General features: G+C 68.7%; 11 protein-coding genes. 5 read left to right on the top strand and 6 right to left on the bottom strand.

The window, feature by feature from the left end; translation table 11 throughout:
* Nucleotides 1-155: 155 nt before the first annotated feature.
* From GA0070624_RS22365 to GA0070624_RS22380, 4 genes are read left to right on the top strand one after another with little or no spacing between them, the layout of a single operon-like run.
* Nucleotides 156-1,715, top strand: coding sequence for an NCS1 family nucleobase:cation symporter-1 (locus tag GA0070624_RS22365; protein WP_091344137.1), 1,560 nt, complete (start codon nucleotides 156-158; stop codon nucleotides 1,713-1,715).
* Nucleotides 1,712-2,554: a nitrilase-related carbon-nitrogen hydrolase gene (locus GA0070624_RS22370; RefSeq protein ID WP_091344139.1), complete on the top strand. Its 843-nt coding sequence runs from the start codon at nucleotides 1,712-1,714 to the stop codon at nucleotides 2,552-2,554. Before GA0070624_RS22365 ends, GA0070624_RS22370 begins: the two co-directional genes overlap by 4 nt.
* Nucleotides 2,551-3,954 carry a dihydropyrimidinase gene (gene hydA, locus GA0070624_RS22375; protein ID WP_091344142.1) on the top strand — a complete coding sequence of 468 codons (1,404 nt, stop codon included), beginning with the start codon at nucleotides 2,551-2,553 and terminating at the stop codon, nucleotides 3,952-3,954. The genes GA0070624_RS22370 and hydA overlap by 4 nt, the downstream gene beginning before the upstream one ends.
* Before the next feature lie 13 nt (nucleotides 3,955-3,967).
* Nucleotides 3,968-4,960 carry a TIGR03842 family LLM class F420-dependent oxidoreductase gene (locus GA0070624_RS22380; protein WP_091344144.1) on the top strand — a complete coding sequence of 331 codons (993 nt, stop codon included), beginning with the start codon at nucleotides 3,968-3,970 and terminating at the stop codon, nucleotides 4,958-4,960.
* Nucleotides 4,961-5,075: 115 nt separating this feature from the next.
* On the opposite strand, the gene GA0070624_RS22385 is transcribed toward GA0070624_RS22380, so the two are convergent.
* The 5 genes from GA0070624_RS22385 to GA0070624_RS22405 form a co-directional block, all read right to left on the bottom strand.
* Nucleotides 5,076-6,386 (bottom strand): hypothetical protein, encoded by a 1,311-nt coding sequence (locus tag GA0070624_RS22385; RefSeq protein WP_141715129.1) that lies wholly within the window; start codon nucleotides 6,384-6,386, stop codon nucleotides 5,076-5,078.
* Between the two features lie 140 nt (nucleotides 6,387-6,526).
* A complete protein-coding gene (locus GA0070624_RS22390) occupies nucleotides 6,527-7,852 on the bottom strand; it encodes an IS4 family transposase (protein WP_091344148.1) in 1,326 nt (441 codons plus the stop codon).
* 152 nt (nucleotides 7,853-8,004) lie between these two features.
* Nucleotides 8,005-9,309, bottom strand: coding sequence for an erythromycin esterase family protein (locus GA0070624_RS22395; RefSeq protein WP_425413515.1), 1,305 nt, complete (start codon nucleotides 9,307-9,309; stop codon nucleotides 8,005-8,007).
* 219 nt (nucleotides 9,310-9,528) lie between these two features.
* Nucleotides 9,529-11,088 (bottom strand): hypothetical protein, encoded by a 1,560-nt coding sequence (locus tag GA0070624_RS22400; RefSeq protein ID WP_218105254.1) that lies wholly within the window; start codon nucleotides 11,086-11,088, stop codon nucleotides 9,529-9,531.
* A gap of 9 nt (nucleotides 11,089-11,097) precedes the next feature.
* Nucleotides 11,098-12,195, bottom strand: coding sequence for a Nif3-like dinuclear metal center hexameric protein (locus tag GA0070624_RS22405; protein WP_218105255.1), 1,098 nt, complete (start codon nucleotides 12,193-12,195; stop codon nucleotides 11,098-11,100).
* Between the two features lie 310 nt (nucleotides 12,196-12,505).
* On the opposite strand from GA0070624_RS22405, the gene GA0070624_RS22410 reads away from it, so the two are divergent.
* The gene (locus GA0070624_RS22410; RefSeq protein ID WP_091344152.1) at nucleotides 12,506-12,898 is read left to right on the top strand and encodes a Na-translocating system protein MpsC family protein; all 393 of its coding nucleotides are present in this window, start codon (nucleotides 12,506-12,508) and stop codon (nucleotides 12,896-12,898) included.
* Between the two features lie 89 nt (nucleotides 12,899-12,987).
* Here GA0070624_RS22410 and GA0070624_RS22415 read toward each other — a convergent pair whose 3' ends face one another.
* Complete coding sequence (locus tag GA0070624_RS22415) at nucleotides 12,988-13,443, bottom strand: GlcG/HbpS family heme-binding protein (protein ID WP_091344155.1); 456 nt, start codon at nucleotides 13,441-13,443, stop codon at nucleotides 12,988-12,990.
* Nucleotides 13,444-13,532: the final 89 nt, after the last annotated feature.

Raw genomic sequence — 13,532 nt, forward strand, 5'->3', positions numbered from 1 at the left:
GCCTTGATCATGGCAAGCGTGGACACTTTGCCACTGCCCGTGGCGGGTCCGTGACACCACCATTCCGAGATAAAGATCCAGCTTATCCGCCCCCACCCGCAGCACTCGCGCCGGTTGTCCGGCCACGTTGCGGCAGCGTCACAGCGAGGTGAGCGATGGCCGTTGAACCCCTCCCCCCCGCCGAAACCAGCGCGGCCGAACCGGGCACCCAGATCACCCATCCGGATGGCCGAGTCGAGTTGCGTGACTTCTCCACGATCGCCGACAGCCCGTACTTCAACGAAGAGCTCGCCCCGGTACCCATCGAGAAGCGCACCTGGAACACGTACAACTTCGCGGCGCTGTGGATCGGCATGGCGCACAACATCCCCACCTATCTGCTCGCCGCGGGGCTCATCCAGCTCGGCATGAACTGGGTGCAGGCGTTCCTCACGATCACCCTGGGCAACCTGCTCGTCCTTGTCCCGATGCTGTTGAACAGCCACGCGGGCACGAAGTACGGCATCCCGTTCCCGGTCTTCGCCCGCGCGTTCTACGGAGTCCGCGGCGCCAACCTCGCGGCCCTGCTTCGCGCCTTCATCGCGTGCGGGTGGTTCGGCATCCAGACCTGGATCGGCGGCGAGGCGATCTACGCGATCGCCGGCAAACTGCTGGGCTCCTGGTGGGTCGATGCGGCGAAGGTCATGGACTACCCGTGGACGCTGTGGGCCTCGTTCCTCGTCTTCTGGGTGATCGAGATGGCGATCATCTGGCGGGGCATGGACACGCTGCGGCGCTTCGAGAACTGGGCCGCTCCGTTCGTCATCGTGGTCGCCGTCGCCCTGCTGATCTGGGTGATGGTCGAGGCCGGCGGGCTCGGCCCGATCCTGTCCGAGCCGTCGAAGCTGGGCTGGGGCGCCGACTTCTGGAAGCTGTTCGCGCCGTCGCTGATGGGGATGATCGCCTTCTGGTCGACTCTTTCGCTGAACATCCCCGACTTCACCCGGTTCGGCGGCAGCCAGCGGCAGCAGGCGTACGGCCAGATCCTCGGCCTGCCCACCACGATGTCGTTCTTCGCCATCCTGTCGATCATGATCACCTCGGGCACGGCCGTCATCTACGGCAAGGCGATCTGGGACCCCATCCAGCTCGCGGCCAAGTTCGAGAACCCGGTGGTCGTCGCGCTGGGCCTGTTCACGGTGGTGGTCGCCACGCTGTCGGTGAACGTCGCGGCGAACACGGTCAGCCCGGCGTACGACTTCTCCAACGCCGCGCCCCGACTGGTCAGCTTCCGGACCGGAGGCCTGATAACGGGTGTGCTCGGCATCCTGATCCAGCCCTGGCGCCTGGTGCAGGACCCCAACATCTACATCTTCGTCTGGCTCGGGTTCTACGGCGGCCTGCTCGGCGCGGTCGCCGGCGTGCTCATCGCCGGATACTGGGTCCGCTACCGCACCCGCCTCCAGTTGCCCGCCCTCTACCGCCCCGAGGGCAGGTACTGGTTCGCCGGTGGCTGGAACTGGGCCGCCGTTGTCGCCACCGTGGTCGGCGCGCTCCTCGCGGTGGGTGGCGCCTACTCCGCACCCGGCAAGGGGCCGTTCCCGGCGGACGGGCTCATCCCGTTCCTCAAGCCGCTCTATGACTACAGCTGGGTGGTCGGTCTGATCGCCGGGTTCCTCGTCTACCTGGCGCTGTCGATGCCGCGCGCCGGCCACGCGAAGGGGGAGAACCGATGAGTAACATCGTCCGAGCCGGGCTGGTGCAGCAGAAGTGGACCGGCGACAAGGAGTCCATGATCGCCAACGCGGTGGAGGCCATCCGCAGCGCCGCCTCGCAGGGCGCTCAGGTCGTCTGCCTGCAGGAGTTGTTCTACGGTCCGTACTTCTGCCAGATCCAGGACGCGGACTATTACTCCTACACCGAGGCGATCCCGGACGGGCCGACGACCGCGCTGATGCGCGAGGTCGCCGAGCAGCACGGCGTGGTGCTGATCGTGCCGATGTACGAGCAGGAGCAGCCGGGCGTCTACTACAACACCGCCGCGGTGATCGACGCGGACGGCACGTACCTCGGCAAGCACCGGAAGAACCACATTCCGCAGGTGAAGGGGTTCTGGGAGAAGTTCTACTTCAGGCCGGGAAACCTCGGCTATCCGGTGTTCGACACCGCCGTCGGCCGCATCGGCGTCTACATCTGCTACGAGCGGCACTTCCCCGAAGGCTGGCGCGCACTGGGGCTGGCCGGCGCGAGGATCGTGTTCAACCCCTCCGCCACCAGCCGCGGCCTGTCGGAGTATCTCTGGCGCCTGGAGCAGCCCGCCGCCGCGGTGGCCAACGAGTACTACGTCGGCACCATCAACCGGGTCGGCGTGGAGCCGTTGGGCGACAACGACTTCTACGGCCAGTCCTACTTCGTCGACCCGCGCGGGCAGTTGGTCGGCGACGCCGCCTCGGACACCGAGGAGGAGATCGTCGTCCGCGACCTGGACATGGACAAGCTGGCCGAGGTTCGCGACCTGTGGGCCTTCTACCGCGACCGCCGGCCGGACACGTACGAATCGCTGGTGACCCCATGAGCATCGTCATCCGGAACGGAACAGTCGTCAACGCCACCGGGGCGTACCCGGCGGACGTGCTGGTGGAGGGCGAGCGGATCGCGGCGCTCGCCGCGCCCGACTCAGGTCTGGCGCAGCAGTGGGCGTCCGGCGTCGAGCGCGTGATCGACGCCGCCGGGAAGTACGTGGTGCCGGGCGGCATCGACGGCCACACCCACATGGAGATGCCGTTCGGCGGCACGTTCTCGGCGGACACCTTCGAGACCGGGACGATCGCGGCGGCCTGGGGCGGCACGACGACCATCGTCGACTTCGCGGTGCAGGGCAAGGGCACGTCCGTGCTGTCCGCGCTGGACAAATGGCACAGCAAGGCCGACGGCAACTGCGCGATCGACTACGCCTTCCACATGATCATTTCGGACGTCAACGACACGTCTCTCAAGGAGATGGAGGCCTGCATCGACGCGGGCGTCAACACGTTCAAGATGTTCATGGCCTATCCGGGTGTCTTCTACGCCACCGACGGGGAGATCCTCCGGGCGATGCAGAAGGCCCGGGACACCGGGTCGATGATCATGATGCACGCGGAGAACGGCATCGCCATCGACCAGCTCATCCTCCAGGCGCTGGCCAACGGTCAGACGGAACCGGTGCAGCACGGGCTGACCCGGCCGCCCGAGCTGGAGGGCGAGGCCACCTCGCGGGCGATCACGCTGGCCAAGGTCACCGGCTCGCCGCTGTACATCGTGCACCTGTCCGCCGCGCACGCCCTCGACGCCGTCACCCAGGCCCGCGACACCGGCCAGAACGTGTTCGCCGAGACCTGCCCGCAGTACCTCTTCCTGTCCTTGGATGATCTGGCCAGGCCGGACTTCGAGGGCGCGAAGTACGTCGCCTCTCCCCCGCTGCGCCCGAAGGAGCACCAGGCGGAACTGTGGCGGGGCCTCCGCACCAACGACCTGTCGCTGGTGTCCACCGACCACTGCCCCTTCTGCTTCAAGGACCAGAAGGAGCTGGGCCGGGGCGACTTCTCCAAGATCCCGAACGGGATGCCGGGCGTCGAGCACCGGATGGACCTGCTCTATCAGGGCGTCGTGAAGGGCGAGATCACCCTGCCGCGCTGGGTGGAGATCAGCTCGACCACGCCCGCCCGGATGTTCGGCCTCTACCCGCGCAAGGGCGTCATCGCGCCGGGCGCGGACGCGGACATCACGGTGTACGACCCGACGGCTCGGCAGACCATCTCGGCCAGCACCCACCACATGAACGTGGACTATTCCGCGTACGAGGGCATGGAGCTGACCGGCAAGGTCTCCACCGTGTTGTCCCGTGGTCGAATCGTCGTCGACGACAACGCCTTCCACGGCGCGGCCGGGCACGGCAGATTCCTGAAGCGCGATCTCTGTCAATACCTGGTCTGACGAGGGAGGAGCCGTGGACTTCGGTGTCGTACTTCAGACCGACCCGCCCGCCCGCGACGTCGTGGCCGGCCTCGCCGCGGCCGAGGACAACGGGTTCCGCTACGGGTGGACGTTCGACTCCTGCGTGCTGTGGCAGGAGCCGTTCGTCATCTACTCGCAGGTCCTCGCCGCGACCAAGCACCTGACGGTCGGGCCGATGGTGACCAACCCGAGCACCCGCGACTGGTCGGTCACCGCGTCGCTCTTCGCCACGCTCAACGAGATGTTCGGCAACCGCACGGTGTGCGGGATCGGCCGCGGCGACTCGGCCCGGCGGGTCATCGGCCAGCCGCCGGCGAGCCTGGCCACGCTGAAGAGTGCCATGCACGTGATCAAAGAGCTGGCCGAGGGCCGCGAGGTGGAACACCACGGCACGCCGGTGCGCATCCCGTGGGTGCGGGACGGCAAGCTGGAGATCTGGATGGCCGCCTACGGCCCGAAGGCGCTGCGCCTGGTCGGCGAGCAGGCGGACGGCTTCATCCTGCAGACCGCCGACCCGGACATCGCCCGCTGGACGATCGGCTCGGTACGCGAAGCGGCCACCGCCGCGGGCCGAGATCCCGACTCGATCACCATGTGCGTGGCCGCGCCCGCCTACGTGGGCACGAACCTCGCGCACCAACGGAATCAGCTGCGCTGGTTCGGCGGGATGGTCGGCAACCACGTGGCCGACCTGGTCGCCCGCTACGGCGACTCCGGAGTCGTACCGAAGGCGCTGACCGACTACATCAAGGGCCGCGAGGGTTACGACTATTCACACCACGGCCGCGCCGGCAATCCGTCGACCGGCTTCGTTCCCGACGAGATCGTCGACCGGTTCTGTCTGCTCGGGCCCGAGTCGGCACACGTCGACCGGCTGCAGGAACTCAGGGAGATCGGCGTGGACAACTTCGCCCTCTACCTCATGCACGACGACAAGGAGAAGACCCTTTCCTCGTACGGCAAGGACGTGATCACGCACGTCTGATCCCGGCGTGCCTGACGGCTAGGCGGGAGGGTGGCGCCGGAGCCGGCGCCACCCTCCCGTGGTCCGCGATCAGCTCGGGTCGATTTTGGATGTTTGCAGTAACGCCGTCGGTCACCTACGCCGCGGGGCTCGCGACCACGAACTCGTACTGGGTCATCTCCGCCGAAAGGTTGCCGGCCCGGTCAACGCTCTGGACGTAGAGCGAGTGCGTCCCGGGAGACGTGGGCGTGTAGGTGATGGTCACCGAGGCGCCGAGCGACTCGGCCGCCACGTAATGTGCCGGGCCCCAGTCGCCGTAGTAGTAGCCCTTCACATCGTCAGCACCGTTGGCCGAGAAGGTGAACCTCCCGGGGATTCCGGGGCCGCCGTAGCCCGGCCCCTCCCAGCCGGGCGGATAGTCGGTGGAGGAGACGGTGGGCTCGGGCGGCGCGACGGTGTCGACGGTGAACCGGCACTCCGGCGACCAGGCCGAGACGTCGTACTCGTCGGCGGCACGCACGGCGAAGGCGTACGTGACGCCGTCGACCATCAGCCCGTACGGCACGTCGTACCGGAAGGTCGCTGGGGCGTCCAGCGAGTAGTAGGACGTCCACTCGGTCCGCTCGGCCGGGCGGTCGACCGGCCACCACGCGAAGGTCGCCGTCACCCAGTCACCCCCGCCGGTCTGGTTGACGTCGGGATCGGTCAGCTCAGCGGTGAGGTACGGCGCGGTGGTGTTGATGAACAGATTGTCGGCGCACGGGTAAATGCCGACGGCGAGCTTCCCGGGCACGTTCGGTGCCCGGTTGTGGGTCAGCGAGATGCCCAGGTCCTTTATCCGTCGGCCGTAGTGCTTGCTCTCTTCGTGATCACCGGCAATTCGCGCCATGATGGTGATCCGGTCCTGCCGGTCGGCTACGGCCTGCCGGATCGCCTCGGTGAGCGACAATTCGAGGTAGCCGGACGGGCAGGACGTGAGCGGGTTGAAATCCGCGATCTTCTCTCGGACGGTGGGCGCGGTCTCCCAGGTCGGGAAACCGGCCGGCGTGTCGGTGTGCCAGAGCTCCAGTTCGCGGGGCTTGTCGCAGTCGTTGACCGTGGACTCGCCGCTGATCCCGACGGCGTTGATGATCCGCCTGCCGTGGTAGCCGGAGAGGTCGAAGGTGAAGTACGCGCGGGACGTCTGCTTGGCGCCGTCAACGTCCGAGGTACCGACCGGGACGGTGCCGTCGGTCCCCTGGAAGGACATCGTCGGTTGGCGGGCGTCGGTGTAGCTGACGCTGACCGGGCGCACGTACGTGATCAGCGCGGCGGCGGGCTGTTCGGTTGCCACCAGCGCGCCGGCTGTGGCCAACAGGGCGGCGATGGCTGCGGCGAGGGGGCGGTGGGGCAGCCCAGAGCCCGGTGCGGGTTCTCCTCGCGGCACTCCCCCGTGTCGTGTGTCCATGGTGAACCTCCAAGGCGGTGTGAGGTTGGACACCTTTAAGTAAACGCGGGGCTTTCAAGTGTCGCGCCACTCCTTGACCACTTCGGTCTTCTCTGGAGGTCTAGACGCAACGCCGTTCAGTTAGACGGGTTGGTCGGTTGTCAAGGTCCGGTGTCGAGGATGTTGATCTCGATGGTGGCTTTGTAGGTGGTGCGGTCGATGTCCGGGCCGCGGGCGTTGTACTTGGAGATGGCGCGTTTGACGATGCGGGGTTTGGTGCGTACGCGTCGGTCGGGCATGAGCGTGGCCAGGACCCGTCGTCCGATCGCGCCGACGAGGTCGATGACCGTGTCGGCGATGATGCTGGCGGCTTGGATGACCTGGTCACGGGCGGTGTGCAGGGCAATGGTGAAGCTGGCCCGGTCGGGGTCCAGGCCAGGGATGGTGTCGGTGGCGTCGGTCATGGCGGTGCGGAGCACCTGGTAGGTGACCAGCAGGGCGTAGATCTCCTGGTCGATCCCGGCCGGGGTGCGGGCGCGTAGCACCCGCCCGCCCAGGATGGTGGATTTCAGTTCCAGGTAGACGGTCTCGATCTCCCAGCGCTGGTGGTAGAGGGTGATCAGCTCGCCGGCTGGGTAGCGGTGCGGGTCGAGCAGCGTGGTGACCAGACGGTAGGTGCCGGTGCGCCGGCCGGCGCTGGTGACGATGCTGATCTCGGCCTCGATGACGCGGACGGCGAGACTACCGAGTTGGGACAGGTAGGAGCCGTCCGGGTAGCGGGATCTGACCGGTAGTCGTCGGCCGGTCTTGCATCGCACCAGCAGGTCCGCGCCGGTGGTGGCGAGATGGGTCAGCAGGTCCGCGGCGGCGAAGTTACGGTCGGCCAGCAGCAGCATCCCCGGTCGGAGACTGCCCGCCAACCGTGCCGCGTACCCGGGTTCGCCGGTGCTGGCTGGGCCGAAGACCGCGTCGATGACGCTGCGGGTCCCGCAGGCCACCAGGGCTAGGACCCGGACCGTGGGGTAACCGCCCGCGCCGTGGTTGCAGCGCTGTTTAACCACAGCGGTCAGGTTCGCGGCGCTGTCGGCCACGCTCATCAGCGTGCCGTCCACAGCGCAGACCAAGAGCCCGCGCCAGGACACCGCCCCTGCCGCGGTCGTCGCGGCCGGGCCACGGAGCAGGTCGAACAACGCCCGCAGAGGTGTCGCCCCGAGCCGTTGCCGGGCCTGACGCAGCGCGCTGGCCGTCGGCGTGGCCACGGCCAGGCCATGCAGACCAGCGGTCAGCCGATGCCAGACCTGCACGTAGCCCAACTCAGCGAACAGGCAGCCGGCCAGCAACAGGTAGACCACCACCCGTGCAGGCAGCAACCGAACCCGCGACTGCACCGCACCGGTGCGATCGAGGGCATCATCGACCATCTCGAACGGCACCAGCTGGGTCAACTCGCCCAGATGACCCGGCGCGAACCGCCCCGCCGCCACCATCGTCGTACGCGTTATGGCAATCTGTCCGGACAGCGGAGCTCCTGGTTTCGGGGTGTCTTGGAGTGACAACCCTCTCTACCGGAGCTCCGCTGCTTCACATCCTCGACACGCCTTGACAAGCCACCAACCCGCCTAACTGAACGGCGTTGGGTCTAGACGCCGGTGGGGAAGGTCTCCGGCTCCGGCACGCCGGGCCGACCGGTGTGCAGGGGGCGGACGCCCTGGCTGGCGTCGAACCAGCAGAAGGCGTCATACCGGTCGCCCAGCACGGTCGGCACGTAGTTGCCCAGCCGTTCCCGCTCCGGGTGGTAGACCACCCCGATCGCCCGATGGTCCAGCTCCTCGGTGAGCAGGTCGGTCCGGTCGGCCCGAGGGAAGACGAAGAGCGCCCGCTCGGGTGCCGACCGGTGCAGCACGTCCTCCAGCGTGCCGGTCATGGCCGGCGGCACCGGCATCAGCTCGGTCGGCGCGCCCCAGGCATCGCCCGCGACGACGGTGCCGTGGTGGGTGCCGAAGCCGACCAGCACCACCTGGTCGGCGCCGTACCGCTCGCGGGCCAACTGGCCGATGTTGATTTCCCCGGCGTCGGCCATGTCGGTCGCCCGGGCATCACCGACGTGGGTGTTGTGCGCCCACACCACGGCCCTCGATCCGGGGCCGTAGTGGTCGAGGAGCCGGTCCAGGGTCTCGTCCATGTGCCGGTCCCGAACGTTCCAGGACTGCCGCCCACCGGCGACCATCGTCCGGTAGTAGCGTTCCGCGCCGGCCACCACCTCGGCGTTCTGCCGGGCGGCGAAGCGCGATTCCGGGTCACCGTCGCCCGCTACGGGGCCGCCGGCCGTGGCGCGGAGCGCGACCAGCAGGTCGACGACCTCGTTCTCGCAGCTGGTCGGCACGAACCGGGTGGCCATCGCGTACTCCTGCGGGTCCTCCCGGTACGGCTCGAAGCACCGGTACGCGGCCAGCGCGACCGGCACCAGCCCGGGTTGCCGCTCGTGCAACCAGATCAGAACCTCCCGCAGCGACTCCCACAGCGAGTAGACGTCCAACCCGTGGAAGCCCACCCGAAGCTCCGGATCGACGCCGGTGTTGTGCCCCCGCAACCAGCGGCAGAAGTCGACGACCTCCTGGTTGGCCCACATCCAGGTCGGCCAGCGCTCGAACGCGGCGAGCGCGTAGTACGGGTCCTCCGGCGCGTCACCGCGGCAGCGGACGCTCCGATCCACCCGGTCGCAGTCCGGCCAGTCCCCCTCCACGGCGACGAACGAGAAGCCCCGCTCGGCGATCAGGCGCCGGGTCAGCTCCGCCCGCCAGCGGTAGAACTCGTGCGTGCCGTGGCTCGCCTCGCCCAGCATCACCACCCGGGCATCGCCGATCCGGTCCACGAGGACGTCCAGGTCCCCCGGGTCCGTCAGCGGCGCGGCCAGCGCCACCACCTCGTCCGCGTACCGCGCCACGGTCCTCCCATCGGTGCCGTCCCTTCCGTGGCGGCTACCCGCGGTCGCGTCGGGCAAACGGGAGACGGTTCACACCACACCTACGCCCAGCGACCCGGAGAGCTTCACGAAGCCCGCTGGCACCTTCGACCTCATCGTCAACACGTCAGCCAGCGCTGCTGCACGGCGGATGACAACCGTGACAGCAGCGCTGGCCGACGCGCTCGGTGAGGGCGTAGCTCACCAGATGATCGCGGCAACCACCGTGCTCAGGACGAGTCCGGTGACCACCGGCAGGAACAGTTTGCGGGCCAGGTCGACCACGGACACGCCGCAGAAGGTGGCAACCGCGATCAGTGACGACCAGATGACCAGGGTGCCCCCTCCGGTCCATGAGGCGCCGTTCTGTGCGATGGCGGCGAGCGTGGCGGTGTCGAGGCCGGAGTGGGGACTGAGGGCCTCCGATAGGGAGCCGGTGAGCGGCAGCCCGGCCCAGCCGGATCCGTCGAGTCCGACCGTCATGCCGGCCAGCAGGACCGCGAACATGATGATGAACGGGTTGTTCGGAATGTGCTCCTGGACGCTGCGGATCGCGTCGAACAGGAATCCGGGCGCCGTCGCGTCCTCGGCGAGCCCCATGATGCGGCCGGAGAAGTCCGAGATGCCGATGAAGACGAAGCCGGCGATGGGGATGACGACGCCCATCGCCTTGAACGCGAAGGACAGGCCGTCGACGATGTGCTCGGCGCAGCTCTCCAGGGCGCGGACCCGGTCGCTGGTGACCGCGACGGCGAGGAGCAGCAGCGCCGCCAGGCCACCGACCAGCGGCGCGCCGGCGCCGTCGTCGACCGAGACCAGGTCGGTGAATCGGCCGAGCAGCATGTAGACGAGCAACGCGCCGAAGGCGACGGGCACGAGCACGGCGAACAGCTTGGCCCGCCGGTCCCGTCCGCCCTCGTCCGTCGGACCGTCGTCCAGCCCGGCCTCGGTGGACACGGCACCGTCCTCCAGCGCCTCCCGTGGTGGCTGCTTCGTCGCCAGGGCGTGGCCGAGCTGGTCGGAGGTGCAGCCCGAACCGCTGCCCGCGGCCGCGCCCACGGGGGCGAGCTCGGTCCGGTGCGCGATCGACATCTCCGGGCTGCCCTCGGCCGCTGTCGCCAGGCTGGGGCGGCGGCGACGTACGGTCAGCAGGTAGCTCATGACCATCGCGACGAGCCCGACGACCCACGACAGGATCAGCGCCCGATCGGCGATCAGATCGGCCGAGACGTTGGCACCGCTCGCGGAGAGGCCGGGCGCGACGCCAATGACGTAGTCGGAGGCCAGCGCCATGCCCTGTCCGGCGATGGCGATCGCGATCGCGCCGAGCATCGGGGACAGGCCCGCCCGGATGGCGGCCGGGAGCAGGATCGCCGCGATCAACGCGAGGGTCGGCGTGGGCCAGAAGAACAGCGCGAAGACGTAGGTGACGACGAACAGGACGACGTAGGCGACCGGCCCGTTCACCATCAGCCGACGGAACGGCGCCACCATCCGGTGTTCGGCGCCGATGACCCGCAGCGCCGCGAGCATCGCGGTGACGAGCGCGATGATGAGGAAGATGTTGAACAGTTCCGAGGCGGCCACCAGACTGGCCCGGAAGACCGACGCCACTCCCCCGGGCACGCTGCCCGTGAAGGTCGCGGCGGTGAGGAAGGTCGCGGCGATGGCGGGGACGACGACGTTCTTCCGGGCGATCATGACGATGATCAGAGAGGCCAGACCGGCGAGGTACACCCAGTGCGCTGGCGTCATTTCCATGGTTGTCTCCTAGCTTGCTTGCTCGGAGTGACTGAGGGGTGTGGCCGCGACCGTCGTCGCGGCGGCGCGAGCGCGTACGGCCTCGGCGAGTGGCAGCAGGTGTTCCTGCGCCATCGTCTGCCCATACTCGCGCAGCGCGCCCGTGCCCACGCTGTTGATCGGAATCGAAACGACCCGGTCCCGGAACAGGACAACGTCGACGTTCGGCAGTAGTGCGGACAGCCCGAACGCCAACGGAAGCCCGTTCTCGAAGACCTCCGAGGCGTGGGTGCTGCCCACCAGTACGTTGAGTCCGCGCGCGGCCGCACTCGCCACCACGGCCGAGTCCGGGGCAGCCGCGCTGATGCTGAAGATGACCGTGGAGATCGCCGGGTACTCGGCGAGCAACTGGGCGAGCTGATTCTCACCGAACCCGGTGTGCGGGAAGGCGTGCAGGACGACCTCGCCGAGCGGATCGTCGGGGGCGCCCGCGAGCACCCTCATCCCCGGGGCCGTGGCGCTGTCCACCAGGTCGGCGCACTGGCGGACGGCGCGTTCACCGTCGAGGATGCGCAGGTCCAGGGACCGCTCCAGGCCCGCGTTGAGCCGGGCGAGCACGTCACCTACCGTGGTGACGCCCGGCAGCGGCCGGCCGACCATGACCACCAGCCCGTGCACCCCGTCGTACGCCGGGTTGACGTAGAAGGGCCGGTGGCCGTGGAGGTGGGCCATGCCGGGATGGAGTCCGTGGAAGGCCTCGTGGCATTCCAGCACCGCGACCCCGTACAGCGAGAGGTAGTCGGCGAGCGCCACCCCACCGGAACTCGCTGCGTCCGCGATCGGGTGGTGCGCCACGATCGCGTCCACGCCGCTGGCGTACGCGAGTTCGATGTGGTGCTCGGTGATGGTCATCGCGACCGCGAGCCGCCGCACGGCTCTGTCGGAGGCCCCCCAGACCAGGCCGGGCCGCTCGGTCACCGCCTTGCCCGGAATTCCGGAGTCCTTGCTGATCACCCACGGGTTGCGATCCCCGTCGAAGCTCGTGACCCGGCCACCGGTCAGCCCGTCGAGCGCCGCGACCACGTCGGCCACCGTCGGACAGGTCTGCGACACCGCTTCTTTCGTCACGCGTCTCGTCCGCCTTTCCGTTGACGCCAGTGCGACACGCACTGGATCTGGTGCGGCGGAAGCAAAAAGCTGCCACCGCTTGGACTCGGCGGTGTGCGCGAACTCGCACAAACCGCCAACCGCCATCGGCGACAGCTGTCGGGCTCTTCGGTACGGAAGCTCCCTAGACCGTTCGTCGGCTCTGAATCACGACGTCCTCCTCGGCCCGTGCCCGGGGAACAGTGCCTCGGAAGTGTGTGATGTATAACGGCGCTCGCCGGAGGGTGTCAAGGTCTCGACCGGCCCATCCGGCGATCACTAGAGTCGCGCCATGGACCGCTTAGGCAGCACACCGCCGCGCACGCCGGGAGAGCTCAAGCAGGAGATACTGCGCGTTTACAACGCCGTGAACCAGGGCATCGCCGGCGTCGGTGTGAGCCGGCAGCGGGTCGACCTCCTGGACGACCGCATCCTCATCCTCGCCCAGCACCAGCGCGTCAAGGCGCTTGCCACGTTGGACCCCGCGCACCGCGACATCACCCGCAACGTGGACGTGGCGCTGCTGGACGAGGGCAAGCGGCGGCTCGCCCAGGAACTCACGGACAGGATCGGGCTTCCGGTACGCGTCGTCCTCAAGGACTATGACCCGAACACGGAGATCGCGGCGACCGTCGTGGTCCTCGACGCCCCGTTGGTCCTCACCGAGTCGCGGCGCCCTCAGTAGCGGCGGGCCGCCCCGGCCCGATCCACGAAGAAGTCGCTGACGTGCCGCGGCTCCACCACGGTACGTCAGTGACGCGCGTTCGACCTGGGCTACCCGCCGAGCCCCAGCTCCGCGACGTGCTTCGCGAACGCCTCGAGCGCGGCCGCGCCGACCGCCTTGTCCTGCTCGCCGTTGCCGCCGCTGACCCCGACGGCGCCGACGATCTGGCCGTCGTACTCGATGGGGAACCCGCCCACGAAGATGGCGAACTTCCCGGGGTACATGTGGCTGATCCCGAACGCCTCGTTGCCCGGCAGCGCGGGGCCGTTCGGCGGCTCGTTGAACTTGTGGGTCGCCCGCTCATGCCCGGCGGCGGTGAACGCCTTCGCCATCGAGATCTCGACTCCGGTGAGGCGGGCACCGGGCATCCGATGCAGCGCGAGCACATGGCCGCCGTCATCGCAGACGCAGATCGTCTGCCTGACGCCGATCTCCTCCGCCTTCGCTCGGGCTGCGGCCAGCATGGGAAGCGCGTCGTCGAGCGTGATCCGGTAGATCCTGTGCACCTTGCCTCCTCTGCACACTTCACGGGCGGTCCGTGCGACCAGACTGCCGGGGCGCGGAGAGCGCAACAATGGCTAGACTGCCGCGCTAC

It is taken from the genome of Micromonospora rhizosphaerae, from assembly GCF_900091465.1.
GTDB lineage: Bacteria > Actinomycetota > Actinomycetes > Mycobacteriales > Micromonosporaceae > Micromonospora > Micromonospora rhizosphaerae.

Excerpts from the sequence above, each read along its gene's own strand:
- GA0070624_RS22400 (WP_218105254.1), bottom strand. The coding sequence starts at position 11,088 with ATGGAAATGACGCCAGCGCACTGGGTGTACCTCGCCGGTCTGGCCTCT.
- GA0070624_RS22365 (WP_091344137.1), top strand. The coding sequence starts at position 156 with ATGGCCGTTGAACCCCTCCCCCCCGCCGAAACCAGCGCGGCCGAACCG.
- GA0070624_RS22370 (WP_091344139.1), top strand. The coding sequence starts at position 1,712 with ATGAGTAACATCGTCCGAGCCGGGCTGGTGCAGCAGAAGTGGACCGGC.
- GA0070624_RS22410 (WP_091344152.1), top strand. The coding sequence starts at position 12,506 with ATGGACCGCTTAGGCAGCACACCGCCGCGCACGCCGGGAGAGCTCAAG.
- GA0070624_RS22385 (WP_141715129.1), bottom strand. The coding sequence starts at position 6,386 with ATGGACACACGACACGGGGGAGTGCCGCGAGGAGAACCCGCACCGGGC.
- hydA (WP_091344142.1), top strand. The coding sequence starts at position 2,551 with ATGAGCATCGTCATCCGGAACGGAACAGTCGTCAACGCCACCGGGGCG.
- GA0070624_RS22390 (WP_091344148.1), bottom strand. The coding sequence starts at position 7,852 with ATGGTGGCGGCGGGGCGGTTCGCGCCGGGTCATCTGGGCGAGTTGACC.